At 74.4% G+C, this 13,631-nt stretch carries 15 protein-coding genes and 1 pseudogene; 9 read left to right on the forward strand and 7 right to left on the reverse strand.

From position 1 onward, the window contains the following. Positions 1 to 20: 20 nt before the first annotated feature. The 5 genes from ACOV8S_RS21980 to ACOV8S_RS22000 are packed head-to-tail and all read right to left on the reverse strand — an operon-like array spanning position 21 to position 4,275. A complete protein-coding gene (locus ACOV8S_RS21980) occupies positions 21 to 1,268 on the reverse strand; it encodes a cytochrome P450 (protein WP_448319647.1) in 1,248 nt (415 codons plus the stop codon). Further along, a complete protein-coding gene (locus ACOV8S_RS21985) occupies positions 1,265 to 1,870 on the reverse strand; it encodes a GTP-binding protein (protein ID WP_382558177.1) in 606 nt (201 codons plus the stop codon). Before ACOV8S_RS21985 ends, ACOV8S_RS21980 begins: the two co-directional genes overlap by 4 nt. Continuing rightward, on the reverse strand, positions 1,851 to 2,234 hold the full coding sequence (locus tag ACOV8S_RS21990) for a DUF742 domain-containing protein (protein WP_108955637.1): 384 nt from the start codon (positions 2,232 to 2,234) through the stop codon (positions 1,851 to 1,853). Before ACOV8S_RS21990 ends, ACOV8S_RS21985 begins: the two co-directional genes overlap by 20 nt. Next, the gene (locus ACOV8S_RS21995; protein WP_108955638.1) at positions 2,231 to 2,644 is read right to left on the reverse strand and encodes a roadblock/LC7 domain-containing protein; all 414 of its coding nucleotides are present in this window, start codon (positions 2,642 to 2,644) and stop codon (positions 2,231 to 2,233) included. The genes ACOV8S_RS21990 and ACOV8S_RS21995 overlap by 4 nt, the downstream gene beginning before the upstream one ends. Beyond that, complete coding sequence (locus tag ACOV8S_RS22000; RefSeq protein ID WP_448319650.1) at positions 2,641 to 4,275, reverse strand: ATP-binding protein; 1,635 nt, start codon at positions 4,273 to 4,275, stop codon at positions 2,641 to 2,643. The genes ACOV8S_RS21995 and ACOV8S_RS22000 overlap by 4 nt, the downstream gene beginning before the upstream one ends. A 383-nt stretch (positions 4,276 to 4,658) precedes the next feature. Between ACOV8S_RS22000 and ACOV8S_RS22005 the strand changes: the two genes are divergently transcribed. The 4 genes from ACOV8S_RS22005 to ACOV8S_RS22020 all read left to right on the forward strand — a co-directional run bounded on the left by ACOV8S_RS22005 (position 4,659) and on the right by ACOV8S_RS22020 (position 7,579). Continuing rightward, positions 4,659 to 5,606, forward strand: a complete 948-nt coding sequence (locus ACOV8S_RS22005; protein WP_448319652.1) for an NADP-dependent oxidoreductase — start codon at positions 4,659 to 4,661, stop codon at positions 5,604 to 5,606. 196 nt (positions 5,607 to 5,802) lie between these two features. Continuing rightward, positions 5,803 to 6,204, forward strand: coding sequence for an anti-sigma factor antagonist (locus tag ACOV8S_RS22010; RefSeq protein WP_448319654.1), 402 nt, complete (start codon positions 5,803 to 5,805; stop codon positions 6,202 to 6,204). Between the two features lie 204 nt (positions 6,205 to 6,408). After that, complete coding sequence (locus ACOV8S_RS22015; RefSeq protein ID WP_448319656.1) at positions 6,409 to 7,068, forward strand: DUF4230 domain-containing protein; 660 nt, start codon at positions 6,409 to 6,411, stop codon at positions 7,066 to 7,068. A 76-nt stretch (positions 7,069 to 7,144) separates the two neighbouring features. Beyond that, entirely contained in the window at positions 7,145 to 7,579 is a 435-nt protein-coding gene (locus ACOV8S_RS22020) for a VanZ family protein (RefSeq protein ID WP_448319658.1), read from the forward strand. A 108-nt stretch (positions 7,580 to 7,687) separates the two neighbouring features. Here the strand turns inward: ACOV8S_RS22020 and ACOV8S_RS22025 are convergent, their stop codons facing one another. Together ACOV8S_RS22025 and ACOV8S_RS22030 are read right to left on the reverse strand one after the other, a co-directional pair. Then, positions 7,688 to 7,933, reverse strand: a complete 246-nt coding sequence (locus ACOV8S_RS22025) for a hypothetical protein (RefSeq protein WP_448319660.1) — start codon at positions 7,931 to 7,933, stop codon at positions 7,688 to 7,690. 20 nt (positions 7,934 to 7,953) lie between these two features. Beyond that, on the reverse strand, positions 7,954 to 8,754 hold the full coding sequence (locus ACOV8S_RS22030) for an SDR family oxidoreductase (RefSeq protein ID WP_448319661.1): 801 nt from the start codon (positions 8,752 to 8,754) through the stop codon (positions 7,954 to 7,956). Between the two features lie 166 nt (positions 8,755 to 8,920). Between ACOV8S_RS22030 and ACOV8S_RS22035 the strand changes: the two genes are divergently transcribed. The 5 genes and pseudogenes from ACOV8S_RS22035 to ACOV8S_RS22055 all read left to right on the forward strand — a co-directional run. Continuing rightward, entirely contained in the window at positions 8,921 to 9,949 is a 1,029-nt protein-coding gene (locus tag ACOV8S_RS22035; RefSeq protein WP_448319663.1) for a PHP domain-containing protein, read from the forward strand. Between the two features lie 72 nt (positions 9,950 to 10,021). Further along, on the forward strand, positions 10,022 to 10,678 hold the full coding sequence (locus ACOV8S_RS22040; protein ID WP_448319665.1) for an HAD family hydrolase: 657 nt from the start codon (positions 10,022 to 10,024) through the stop codon (positions 10,676 to 10,678). A gap of 128 nt (positions 10,679 to 10,806) precedes the next feature. Further along, a complete protein-coding gene (locus tag ACOV8S_RS22045; RefSeq protein ID WP_448319667.1) occupies positions 10,807 to 12,030 on the forward strand; it encodes an FUSC family protein in 1,224 nt (407 codons plus the stop codon). A gap of 121 nt (positions 12,031 to 12,151) precedes the next feature. Beyond that, entirely contained in the window at positions 12,152 to 13,177 is a 1,026-nt protein-coding gene (locus ACOV8S_RS22050) for an NAD-dependent epimerase/dehydratase family protein (RefSeq protein WP_448319669.1), read from the forward strand. A 182-nt stretch (positions 13,178 to 13,359) separates the two neighbouring features. After that, positions 13,360 to 13,631 (forward strand): annotated as a pseudogene (locus ACOV8S_RS22055) (hypothetical protein); the annotation flags it as partial.

Here is a 13,631-nt window from a genome sequence, read left to right on the forward strand (position 1 = left end):
GGCCGGCCCCGCCGGGCGCCTCACCTGACGGGGAACTCCACCGGGAGGCTGTCCAGCTGGGCGACCCAGGTGGAGGCGGTGGACGTCAGCGAGTCCGGCGGGGCGGCCAGCCGTAGACCGGGCAGCCGGTGCAGCAGGACGTCGACGGCGATCTCGATGATGGCGTGCCCGATGCCCTGCCCGGGGCACTCGTGCGGGCCGGAACTGAACGCCAGGTGCGAGTGGTTGCCCTGGACCGAGACTCCCGCGGCCTGGCGGATCTCCGGGTCGAGGTTGCCGGCCGCCAGCCCCAGCAGGAGCATGTCGCCCTCCTTGACCGCAGCGTCGCCGAGCTGGAGGTCCGCCGTGGCGAACCGGCCCGGCAGCACGGCCAGCGGAGGCGTGTTCCACATGACCTCCTCGACCACGGAGGACAGTGCGAGCTCCCCGCCGACCAGGGAGGCGAGACGGGCGTCGTCGGTCAGTATCGCCTGCAGCACCCGGGCCAGCAGGTTGCTGGTGGTGGTGTGCGCGGTGATCAGCACCAGCCGGAGGTGGTGGAGGATCTCCTCGTCGTCGAGCCGGGCCGGGTGCGCGAGCAGCCCGCTGGTGAAGTCGGCCCCCGGCTCACGGCGCTTGCGTTCGGCGAGTTCGCCGAGGATGGCCATGATCCGGGTGTTGTGGACGAGTGCGTCCGCGCCGCCCTTGATGACGTGGTTGCTGGACTCGGCGAGGCTGCGTCCCTCGCTGGCCGCGAGGCCGAACAGCCGGGTGAGCACCAGCATCGGCAGGTACTCCGCGAAGTCGGTCACCAGATCGGCGCGGCCCGCGTCGGCGAAGGCGTCGATCTGCTTGTCCGCGAAGTGCGCCACGTGCCGCCGGATGCCTCGGCCCGCGACCGCCTGCAGGCTGTCGGTCACGGCGCCGCGCAGCCGGCGGTGCGGCTCGCCGTCCTGGGAGACGCAGTCGGGGCGCCAGCCGACCATCTGCATGACCGGCAGGTCGTCGGCGACGCGGCCCTCCTTCCAGTCCCGCCAGATGCGGGCGTCCCGGCTGAACTGGAGCGGGTTGTCGAGCACCCGCCGGTTCTCCCGGTAGCCCAGCACCAGCCAGGCGGCGACGTCGCCCTCGATCAGGACCGGCGCCACCGCGCCGTGCTCGCGGCGCAGCCGCGAGTAGACGCCCTCCATGTCGTGCGTCGTCTCGGGCCCGTACAGCCGGGTGGCCGCCCCGTGGTCCACGGGGCAGCCGGGCTCGGCGGTGAGGCCTGGGGAGGTCCGGTCGGTCATCGGGGCTCCAGGGCGAGAGCGCGTTCCTGCAGATGGCGTATGAGGGCGACGAGCACGTCCCGGCTGGCGGACCGGTCCCGGGCGTCGAACGCCACGACCGGGATGTCGTCCGGGATGTCGAGGGCGTCACGGATCTCCTCGACCGGGTGGTCGCGGCTGTCGGGGAAGACGTTGAGCGCTATCACGAAGGGGACGTCCTGGCGCTCCATCTCCTCTATCGCCCGGAAGCTGGACGCCAGCCGGCGGGTGTCGACCAGGACCACCGCGCCCAGCGCGCCCTTGAAGAGGCCGTTCCACAGGAACCAGAAGCGCTCCTGTCCGGGGGTGCCGAACAGGTAGAGCACCAGTTCGTCGTTGATCCCGATCTTGCCGAAGTCCAGGCTGACGGTCGTCTGCTGTTTGTCCGTCACGCCGACCAGGTGGTCCACGCCGACGCTGGCCTGGGTGAGCGTCTCCTCCGTGGTGAGCGGGCGGATGTCGCTGACCGACCGGACCATCGTGGTCTTCCCGGTGCCGAAGCCTCCGGCGATCATGACCTTCACCGAGCGGGTGCCGTCGGCCGCCGTGCTCCGGCCGGTGGGGTCAAAGCCTTTGAAGTCCACTGAGTACCTCCTCAAGGAGCGCGAGGTCGGGCCCGAGTCCGGCGGAGTTCGCCGGGACGGGGTCACGGGTTTCCACGCGTCCTGCATCGAGCAGATCGGCCAGGAGTACCGCGATGATGTTGAAGGGCAGCCCCAGATGGGCGCCGAGCTCCGCCACCGACAGCGGCTCGCGGCAGCGGCGGAGGATCTCCTCGTGCTCGTGCTGCAGGCCGGGATGCGGCGAGGGCTGAGGTCCCGTGCGGGAGACCACCAGGGTCGCCACGTCCAGGGTCGCCGCCGGACCGGCCGGCTTGCTGCGGCCTCCGGTGAGGACGTAGTAGCGCTCGAGCCCGGCCGGATCGGTGGGGCGACGGGGAGCACTCATCCAGAGTGCTCCTCCAGCCGCGGAGTGGTGCCGAGGAGCTCCCCCATCCTCCGGGCCAGGTCGCGCATCTGGTGGCCGAGCAGACCCTGGTCGAGGCCTTCCTTGGCGAGGACGCCGAGGTAGGTCTCCTGGCCGGCCCGGACCACGAACAGGTGGCCGCCGTCGACCTCGATCATGGCCAGCCGGAGCTGCCCGGCCGCCGCCGGGAACTGCTCGGCGACCGGCTGGGCGAGCGCCTGCAGTCCGGCGACCACGGCGGCGAAGCGGTCGACGTCGTCCGGGTCCTCGGCGCCGTAGGAGGTGATGGCCTTGCCGTCGCTGGAGGCGACCAGGGTGAAACGGATCTCCGGGATGCTCTCCGCGAGGTCGCGGAGCGCCCAGCTGACATCGGTTCCCTGCTGCGTCGTCATGCGGACCAGTCGCTTTCTTCCGTACGGGGCTCGGTGGACTCGAGGTCGTCGGCTGCCGCCCGGGGGGCCGGTGCGCCGGTGTCGCGACCGGCGGTGGCGAAGGCGGCGAGGCCGGCGAACGAGGCGTCGGGCGGGACGTCGGGCACGCCGGCGGACCGCCGGGCGGGAGCCTCGGCCGCCTCGGCACGCGCGGGCTCCCGCTGCGCGGCGGGCGCGCTCCGCCGGATGCTGCGGCGGCGGGGAAGCCCTCCGGGGGTGGAGTCCCCGGTGGTCTCCGCGTCGTCCGTGTCGTGCCCGGGCGCGGACTGCGCCGGCACCACCGGCAGACCCGGGGACCGCTCGGGGGCGGTGGCGACCGGGGCGGCGGCGAGCGGGCTGAAGTACTTGTGCGGCACGACGACGACGACCGAGGTGCCCAGCCAGGGCGAGTCGGCGAAGGTGACCCGGATGCCGTAGCGGCGGGCCAGCGCGCCGACGACCCGCAGGCCGAGGTGGGCGTCCTCGGAGAGACCGCCGAGCCCGGAGCCGGCCGCGACGCCCGCCAGGGACCGCTCGGCCTCGCGCTTCTTCTCCTCGCTCAGTCCCTTGCCGGCGTCCTGGATCTCGATGCCGACGCCGTTGGGGACCTCCTTGCCGGAGACGATCACCGGCTCGCTGGGCGGCGAGTAGCGGGCGGCGTTGTCGAGGAGATGCGCGAAGATCAGCGTCAGGTGGTCCACCAGGCCGCCGTCGACGCCGAGTTCGGGCAGCTGACGGACCTCGACGCGGTGGAAGTCCTTGATCCGGCCGATGCCGCCGCGGACCACGCCGAGCAGGCGCTGGGGCTCCTGCCACTGGCGGCCGGGGCGGGCCGAGCCGCCCAGCACGCCGATGGAGGCGGCCAGACAGTCGGCGGGGCCGATCTGCTGGTCGAGCTCCATCAGGCCCTGCGCGACCACCGGGTGGCGGCCGTGCTCGCCCTGCATCTCGTGCAGGCGCACGCGGAGCTTGCTGGTGAGGACGTGGATGCGGTTGCCTAGGCTGATGACGGCCTGCTCGGCGGAGGTGGAGCGGTTGAGCTCCTCCTCCACGCCGATCAGGGCGGTGCGCAGCACCTTGCGCAGTTCCGCCCTGACCTCGGGGGTGACGTCCTGCTCGTCGGTGACCAGCGGGAGGAGGTCCTCCACCGCCTCGCCTTCGCGCAGGCGCCTGAGCGCCTCGGGCAGGTGCTGCCCGGCGAAGCGGGCCACGACGGCCAGGTCGCGCTCACGGGTGGCGATCCACGCCTGGTCCCGCTCCGCGAGACGCCGGTCGAGCGTCTCGCGTTCCGCGGCGACACGGGCGTCCGCCTGGGCGCGCGTGGTGGCCAGTTCGCTCTCCAGACCCGCGACGCGCTGCCGCCAGCGGCGCTCCGTCTCCTGGGCCTCGGCGTGGAACTCCTCGCGGGAGCGCCGCAGCCGGTCCTGCGACTTGAGCAGGAGCCGCACGCACACGGCGCCGGCGGCGGTGGCCGCGGCTCCCACGGGGGTGGTCAGGGCGGGTTCCGGGCCGAGGAAGGCGGAGGCGACCGTACCGGAGCCCAGCGCCAGCGGCATGAGCCACCAGCTGTACCGGGTGGCCGAGGGCCTCTCCGGTGGTGTGGCGAAATCCATCTGCATCCTTCGGGGCGACACGTCGGAGCGACAGGCGGACGGGTGGGGAGTCGGAAGGGGGACTGGCGGACGGGTGGACGGGCAACGCGACGAGGCGCGTGACGCGCCCCGGGGACAAGCCGACGGACCGGGCCGCCGGCCACCCCTCCGGCACGGCGGGCACATGGGCACGCACGTACGGAAGGTGAGGCGATCGCGGTGCGTAGGGGTTCCAACTCGCAGCGCTGCGGGGGAGCTTAGCCGGAATTCCGACCGCCGGATCAACCTCCGGCGATTCGGCCGGGAATATTCCATCGGGATGGTCCACGGGCGCCGCCCTCCGCCGGCGCCCGCTCCCGGGGCACGCCGTGCGCCCCCGGCGTGAGGGTGGCAGGCTGGTCGGCATGAGCGGCTCGAAGACCATGCGCGCGATCCGGCAGGACTCCCTCGGTGGCCCTGACGTGCTGCGGGAGGTGGAGATGCCCCGCCCCTCGCCCCGTCCGGGCGAGGTGCTGGTGCGGGTCCGGGCGGCCGGACTCAACCCGACGGACTGGAAGCACCGGGCCTCCGGCGCCTTCCTCGGCGACCCTCCGTTCGTGCTCGGCTGGGACGTCTGCGGCACGGTGGTGGAGACCGGATACGGTGTCACTATCCACCGATCGGGTGACGAGGTGTTCGGGATGTTGCCGTACCCCTTCGGTCACGGCTCGCACGCCGAGTACGCCGTGGGCCCGGCCCGCGCCTTCGTGGCCCGGCCCGAGGGCGTGGACGTGCTGCAGGGGGGCGCGCTGCCACTGGTCTCGCTGACCGCCTGGCAGGCGCTGGTGGACACGGCGATGCTGGGGCCGGGACAGCGGGTCCTGCTGCACGCCGCGGCCGGGGGCGTGGGACACGTGGCGGTGCAGATCGCCAAGTCCCGCGGCGCCCACGTGGTGGGCACGGCGAGCGCGGAGAAGCACGGGTTCCTGCGGGCACTGGGCGCGGACGAGCAGATCGACTACCGGGAGACCGACTTCACCGAGGCCGTCTCCGGGATGGACGTCGTGCTGGAGACCATGGGCGGGGAGCACGCCCTGCGCTCGCTGCGGGTGCTGCGCCCGGGCGGCACGCTGGTCTCGTTGCTGCGCCTGACGCCGGAGGTCGAGGCCGAGGCGGAGCGGCTCGGCGTGCGGACGGCCGTGATGCTGGTCGAGGCCGACCAGGCCGGGATGCGGGCGGTGGCGGACCTGGCGGCCACCGGGAGGCTGCGGGCGGCGATCGCGGAGACCTTCCCGCTGGCCGAGGCGGCCCGGGCGCACGCGGTGGGCGAGACGGGGCGCACCACGGGCAAACTGGTCCTGACGGTCGACTGACCACCCGGGCGCCGGGCGGACCGGGAGAACCGGGAGGACCGGCGGCACCGGAGCCGCCCGAGTGCGACGGCTCTCACACAAGCCTCACAGCCAAAGACCAGACATATGTCAATTGAACATGCTGGAATTCACCTCATCGGGGTAACTACCCTTCCAGGCAAGGGACTTGGGCGGCCCCGAGGCAGGCTGCGGCCGGATGGAGGCGAACGTCGTGCGGCAGGAACCCGCGCCCCTGACCCGGCATCTGCGTGTCCGTGAACACCGGGGCCGGACCGTCCTGGAGTTACGCGGCGAGATCGACATCCTCTCCGCGCAGGAGATCCACCCCCACATGGACGCCGTGACGGGTCGCCCCGAACCCGACGTCGTCGTCGATCTGACGCCGGTGGAGTTCTTCGACTGCGCCGGCCTCAGGCTGTTGTACCGGGCCCGTCGGCGGGTCCTCGACCGTGGCGGCGAGCTGCGGCTGGTGTGCTCCGACCGGCTGGTGCTGAGGATACTGCGCATCACGGGGCTGGCCGAACTGCTGCCCCCGGCGCCCACCCTCGACGCGGCGCTGGACGCCCCGGGTCCCAGGGCGGCGACCGGAGCGACCTGACGGCTGACGTCGGCCGGCGAACTCCTCCCCGCGGCGAACTCCTCCCCGCGTCGCGGCCGTTCCCGCGCGCGAGGTCCCACCCCCTCCGGCGGCCTCCTGCGGCCACCCCTGTCACGGCTGTCCGCGGCCCGCGTCCGTGCGCCCCAACTGCCGGGTCTGAGCCGACGGATGGAGGGAAGAGGTCAGCTGAAAGGGGGAGCCGAGATGACGACGAAGCCCACAGGCGCCGGGCGCCGGTCGCGGACGGGGGCATGGGCCGCCGCCCTGCTGCTGGTCCTGGTGGCGCTGGCCGCGGGGATCAAGCTCAGCGGGATACCCGGTCCCGGTGACTGGTTCGGCACCGACACGCACGACCGGTCCGGACCCGCACTGCTGGAGTCGGTGCAGGACATCAGCCGCTACGACGCGGCCACCGGCAACTTCCAGGTCGTGGTGGACCTGGAGAAGGACACGAAGTTCCTGCCGGACGCCATCCGCGGCAGCCGCACGCTGTACGTGGGCGCGGGCACCGTCGACGCCTACGTCGACCTCGGCCGGGTGGGCGAGAAGGACGTCACGGTGAACGAGGACCGTACCGTCGCGACGCTCCGCCTGCCGCACGCCCAGCTCGGCAAACCCGCCCTCGACCCCGACCGGTCGTACGCCGTCTCCAAGCAGCGCGGCGTGCTGGACCGTCTCGGCGACCTCTTCTCCGACAACCCGAACAGCGAGCAGGCCGTGCAGAAGCTCGCCGTCCGGCACATCGGGGAGGCCGCGGACGAGAGCGGTCTGACGAAACGGGCCGAGGAGAACACGACCGGAATGCTGGAGGGCCTGCTGCACTCCCTGGGCTTCGAGAAGGTGACCGTCACCTATGGCGACTGAACGCGCTACCCGTACCGCCGGCATCACGGCGCCGACCGGACCGCGGCCGCTTCCATGGCCGCTGAGGGCGCTGGCCATGCTGGCCGGTTTCGCCCTCCTGGTGGGCTTCGCGGTCCTGCTGGCCCGCCTCACGCTGGAGCCCTCGCCCGCCTCGGCGGACCTGACGCACAGCAACCTGCGTCCCGGTGACTCGCTGCGGCGGTACTTCGAGACCTACGAGCCCCTTCAGGCGCTCAAGCAGGTCGGCGGGAACGTCCTGCTGGGCGTGCCGTTCGGTGTGCTGGTGCCGATCGTGGCCCCGGCCGCCCGCGGCATGCTGAGGGTCCTCGCGCTGACCGCGGTGGTGATGCTCTGCGTGGAGCTGGTGCAGGGCTCCCTGATCACCGGCCGGGCCTTCGACATCGACGATGTGATCATGAACACGGCCGGGGCGCTGCTCGGCCACCTGCTGCTCGGCCGCAGGCTGGGCCGGGCGGTGCACGCCCGCCGGACCCGGCGGCCCGCCGCCTGACCCGCTTCCCCTCCGCTCCCCCGACCGGCCGGCACCTCGGGTGCCGGCCGGTTTCGTGCACCCGGCCGGTTTCGTGCTCCCGGCCGGTCGTCCGTGTGCCCGCCGGTCTCAGCCCGCCTGCCTGCGGCCCCAGGTGAACTTGTCGCCGCCGACCCAGCGGACCACGTCCGGGTCGTCCAGGTCGTGGACCACGATGCCGTAGGCGGCGGCGATCTCCAGCACGTCGGTGACGGACCTCGCCTCACCGACGAAGTCGCCGTCGATCTCCACGATCCGGAAGGGCTGCGTGGCCGGCTGGACCGCGAGCACGGTGATCCGGGAGCGGCCGACGCGGGGGCTCGAGATTTCCGTCATGGCTTTGAGCGTAGTTCGCCTCAGGGACGCCGCCAGTCGTCGGCGTCCAGGTACGCCCCGGCCATCGGTCCCATCCGCGTCATGCCTCCGTCGATCACCCAGGAGGCTCCGGTGACGTAGGACGACTCGGGACCGGCCAGGAAGGCGACCACGGCGGCGACCTCCCGGGCGTCGCCCGGGCGGCCCAGCGGCACGCCGGGGCGGCGCTGGGTGCCCGGGTCGGTGTCCTCCTGGCCGGTCATCGGGGTGGAGATCTCGCCGGGCGCCACCGAGTTCACGGTGATGCCGTGCTCGGCGAGTTCGAGCGCCATCACCTGCGTGAGCAGCCCCAGCCCGCCCTTGGACGCGCAGTAGGGCGCCGCGCCGACCTTGGGCTGGTGCTCGTGGACGGAGGTGATGTTGACGATCCGGCCGCCGTTCCCCTGCTCGATCATGCGCCGGGCGGCGCGCTGCGAGCACAGGAACGGGCCCGCCAGGTTCACGTCCAGGACGTGCCGCAGGTCGTCCAGACCGAGTTCGAGGAACAGGGTGGAGGTGCCGGTGCCGGAGTTGTTGACCAGGACGTCGATCCGGCCGAGCCGGTCGCACAGCCGGTCCACCGTGTCGGCGGCCTCCGGCAGCCGGGTGAGGTCGACCTGGACGACCTCGGCGCGGCGGCCCTTGGCGCGCACCTCCTCGGCGGTGCGTTCGGCGCCCTGATGGTCGGTGTGCCAGGTGATGCCGACGTCCATGCCCTCCTCGGCCAGCCTGACCGCCACTGCCCGGCCGATGCCGGAGTCGGAGCCGGTGACGACGGCGACGCGGGGTGCGGTCTCGGGCATGGGCACGCCTCCTGCTGACGGTGCTGGGCGGATGGGTACTCGGGGCGTCCCGGTACCCGGGGCGTCGCAGTACCCAAGCGCCCGCGGGGCAAACCGGGCACGGACCGGCGCCCGGCCGGCGGGCGGGCCCGCGGCCGGGAATGTCGTCGTACGGAGGGAGGCGCGGATGGATCCCGTCGTCGCGCTGGAGCGGATCGCCTACCTGCTGGAGCGGTCGCAGGAACCCACCTACCGGGTGCGCGCGTTCCGGACCGCGGCCCGGGTGCTGGCCGGGCTGGGCGCGGACGAGGTGCGCGAGCGCGCCGCGAACGGCTCGCTGGAGGCCCTCAAGGGGGTGGGGCCCAAGACGGCGCAGGCCGCGCGGGAGGCCCTGGCCGGGGAGGTTCCCGGGTACCTGGCGAAGCTGGAGGAGGAGGGCGGCGGGCCGCTCGCCGAGGGGGGCGAACACCTGCGGTCGCTGCTGCGGGGCGACTGCCACCTGCACTCCGACTGGTCCGACGGCGGCAGCCCCATCGAGGAGATGGGCCGCGCGGCGGCGGCGCTGGGCCACGAGTGGGCGGTACTGACCGACCATTCCCCGCGCCTGACCGTCGCCCGGGGGCTCTCCCCCGAGCGGCTGCGGGAGCAGCTGGAGGTGGTGGAGCGGCTCAACGCGACCTGGGCGCCGTTCCGGCTGCTGACCGGGATCGAGTGCGACATCCTGGACGACGGCTCGCTGGACCAGGAGCCGGAGCTGCTGGAGCGGCTGGACGTGGTGGTGGTCTCGGTCCACTCCAAGCTGCGGATGGACCGGCGTGCGATGACCCGGCGGATGGTGGCCGCGGTCCGCGACCCGCACGCCGACGTGCTGGGGCACTGCACGGGGCGGCTGGTGACGGGCCGGGGCCGGCCGGAGTCGGACTTCGACGCCGACGAGGTGTTCGCGGCCTGTGCCGCCTCGGGGACCGCGGTGGAGATCAACAGCCGCCCCGAGCGGCTGGACCCGCCCCGGCGGCTGCTGCGGCAGGCCGTGGAGGCCGGGGTGCTGTTCTCCGTCGACACCGACGCCCACGCTCCGGGCCAGCTGGAGTGGCAGATCCACGGCTGTGCCCGCGCCGAGGAGTGCGGTGTGCCGCCCGAACGGGTGGTGACCACCTGGCCGCTGGAGCGGCTGCTCGCCTGGAGCCGCGAGGGAGCCCTGCCGGCGGGCGTCTGAACGCGGCCCGGCGGTGGTACCCGTGAGCGGTCGCCGGGCGCCGGCGGCCGAGGAGCGAGAGGCGGGACGCGTATGGAACGGGCCGTGGTGTTCGACGTCGACGGGACCCTGGTGGACACCAACCACCTGCACGCGGTGGCCTGGTGGGAGGCGTTCCGCCAGGCGGGGCACCGGGTGCCGATGCACCACATCCACCGCGCGGTGGGGTTGCCGGGCATGGACCTGATCGCCCGGGTGCTGGGCGAGGACCGCGACGAGGAGCAGGACGACGCCCTGAGCTCGGCGCACAAGACCCTGTACGGCCAGTACTTCGACCGCCTCGACCCCCTGCCGGGCGCGCGCGAGCTGCTGAAGCGGCTGCACGCGGAGGGCCGCCGGGTCGTGCTGGCGACCTCGGCGGGCGGCCCGGAGCTGGCGGCCCTGCGCCGGGCCCTGGACGCCGACGAGGCGATCACCGCGACGGCCAGCGCCGACGACGTCGAGCAGGGCAAACCGGCTCCCGAGCCGGTGGAGCACGCGCTGGAGCTGGCCGGGGTGCCGGCGGAGCGGGCCGTCTTCGTCGGGGACACGGTCTGGGACATGAAGGCGGCGAGCCGGGCGGGCGTCACGCCGGTGGGGGTGCTCTGCGGCGGCATCCCGCGCGCCGACCTGGAGGAGGCGGGGGCCCGGGCGGTCTACGCGGACCCGGCGCACCTGCTGGAGACGCTGCGGGAGGGCCCGCTGGCCTGAGCGGAGGCGCCCCACCGGGCGGACCGGGCGGGGCATCCGGCCCGCACGGCGCGACCTCCTCCCCTGACCGGCGGAAACGCCGGCCAGGCAGCGCGGTTACCGCAGGCGCTCCCGGCAACCCGTGCCGGATGAACCGTGCGACGGAGGCGATCGGCCGGGAGCTGCGGGCCGTCGGCGCGACGGCCCGCAACGCGGTGCGCGGTCCGGGGCGCGAACGTGATCTGCTGGTCCAGTCCCTCAAGGCGTCCGGGGCGGCGCTGCTGGCGTGGGTGGTGGCCCAGCTGTGGCTGCACGACCCGATGGCGCTGATGGCCCCGTGGGCGGCGCTGGTGCTGGTGCAGGCCACCGTGTACGGGTCGCTGCTGCGCGCGGCGCAGCAGTGCGCCGCGATCTGCGTGGGGACGCTGCTGGCCACCGGGGCCCAGGCGGTCACCGGTGACGAACTGGCGGCCATGGCGGTGTGCCTGCCGCCGCTGATGCTGCTCTCGCACTGGTCCCGCTTCGGCGACCAGGGCGGGTACGCGGCGACCACGGCCGTCTTCACCCTGGCGACCGGGGCGGTGAGCCCGGAGGCCGCGGGCCACCGGGTGGGTCAGGCGGTACTGGGCGCCGTCGTCGGGGTGGCCGTGAACGCGCTGGTGCTGCCGCCCGTCCACCTGCGTGACGTGCGGGACAACCTGGCCGGGCTGGCCCGGGAGGCGGGGGCGGCGCTGCGGCAGGTGGCGCGGGAGCTGCCGGAGGCGGAGTGGGACGACGCGACGGCTTCGCGCTGGTCGCACCTGCCGGACCGGCTGGAGCGACGGCTGGAAGGGCTCCGCTCCGCGCGGAGCTGGTCGGACGAGAGCCTGCGGCTGGCGGCGCACCGCCTGCGGCGGCTGCGGCGGATCCCGGTGGAGGCGCCGCGGGCGGAGGAGGACGAGCGCTGGGCGCGGGTGACGGGCCAGGTGGTCGCGCTGACCAGGACGCTGTCGGTGGCGGCCGACGCGGGCCGCTCGCCGGTGCCGCCGGACACCGCGGCGCTGGACCTGTACGCGCGGATGCTGGACGTGCTGGGCCGGGCCTGCGAGGCGGAGAGCCGCCGGCTGGCCGCGGGCCCCTCCGGCGCGAGCCGGAGCGACCTGCGGGAGCGGGAGGCAAAGACGCACGACGAGGACGGCGACGACCGCGCGGACGGCGGGCACGGCCTCGGGGAGTCCTCCGAGGAGCGGCTCACCGCACTGCACACGCGGCTGCGGCGCAGCCTGCGCGACCACGCCGCCCAGGACCCCTCCCAGGCGGCGGTGCTGGGCGCGCTGCTGCTGCACGCCGAGAACATCTGGGCGGACACCTCGCTGGGCGCACGCCGGGAGTGAGCGCCGGGCGCCGCGCGGCGGGACACGGCGCGCACCCGAGCGCGAACCGCCCGGGTGCGCGCGTGAGCGGTGTGCCCGCGCGGGTACCCGGGACGCCGGTACCGGACGTGAGGAGCGCGCTGTGAGCGGCAGGATCGTGGTGACCGGGGCCACCGGCAACGTGGGCACGAGCGTGGTGCGGGTCCTCGCCGAGGACCCGGCGGTGACCTCCGTGACGGGCGTCGCCCGGCGGCTGCCCGGGTGGCGGCCGGAGGGGACCGACTGGAAGGCGGTGGACCTGGCCCGGGAGAGGTCCGGCCCCGCCCTGGTGGAGGTGTTCCGGGGCGCGGAGGCGGTGGTGCACCTGGGGTGGGCGTTCCAGCCCACGCACGACCCGGTGGTGACCTGGCGCACCAACGTGCTGGGCAGCCTGCGGGTGTTCGAGGCGGTGGCGGCCGCCGGGGTCCCGGCGCTGGTGCACGCCTCCTCGGTGGGGGCGTACTCCCCGGGGCCCAAGGACCGCGAGGTGGACGAGTCCTGGCCCACACACGGCTGGCCGGACGCCGCCTACACCCGGGAGAAGGCCTATCTGGAGCGGGCGCTGGACGCCTTCGAGAGGCAGCACCCCCAGGTGCGGGTCGTGCGGATGCGGCCGGCGTTCCTGTTCAAGAAGGAGGCCGCCAGCGAACAGCGGCGCATCTTCGGCGGGAAGTACCTGCCCGGGGCGATCGCCCGGCCGGGCCTGCTTCCGGTGCTGCCGGACATCCCGGGGCTGCGGGTGCAGGCGCTGCACACCGACGACGCGGCCGAGGCGTACCGCATCGCGGCACTCTCCCCCGACGCCCGGGGCGCGTTCAACCTGGCGGCGGGACCGCCGCTGGACGCCCAGGTGCTCGGGCGGATGTTCGGGGCCAGGCCGGTGCGGGTGCCCGCGGGCGCGGTGCGGGCGGCGGTCGCCGCGGCATGGCGGATGCGGCTGCTGCCCGCCTCGCCCCACCTGTTCGACGCGGTGCTGCGCGTCCCGATGATGGATACCCGGCGGGCCCGGGACGTGCTGGGGTGGCGTCCCTCCCGGGACGCCGAGTCGGTGATCGAGGAGTTCCTGCAGGGCTTGCGCGAGGGCGGGGGCCTGGACACGGCGCCGCTGCGCGGACGGTCGGTGGGCTGACGGTCGGCAGGCCGAGGTTCGGTGGGCTGACGGGACGTCGGGACCGGCGCCCGGGTCCGGTGACCTGCCGTGACGCCCGGTCGTGGCGTTTGCCGGCCCGAGGCGGAGGTACCCGCAGGTCCGGCCCCGGTCCGACCGGTGGCCCCGACCGCTTCGACGGCCAGGAGAAAGGGAGTGGGCACGTGAGCGACGTGACAGCCGCAGGAGGCGTCCAGCCGGTCCCCCGTGACATGCCGGACCAGCAGGCCGACCCGGAAGAGACCCGTGAACGCGACGGCGGCCGCGCGCCGGAGGCGGGCCCGGGCGCCGCGGCCTCCCCGGACCGCGACCCCGCGACGGCGTCCACGGACGACGAAGCGGCGCACGAGGAGCCGGAGAGCCGGGAGGACCCCGAGCGGCCCGCGGCCCCCGGCAGGCCCGTCCCCCGTGACCTCCAGGACCAGCAGGCGACCGA

Source organism: Streptomyces sp. CO7, assembly GCF_053474865.1.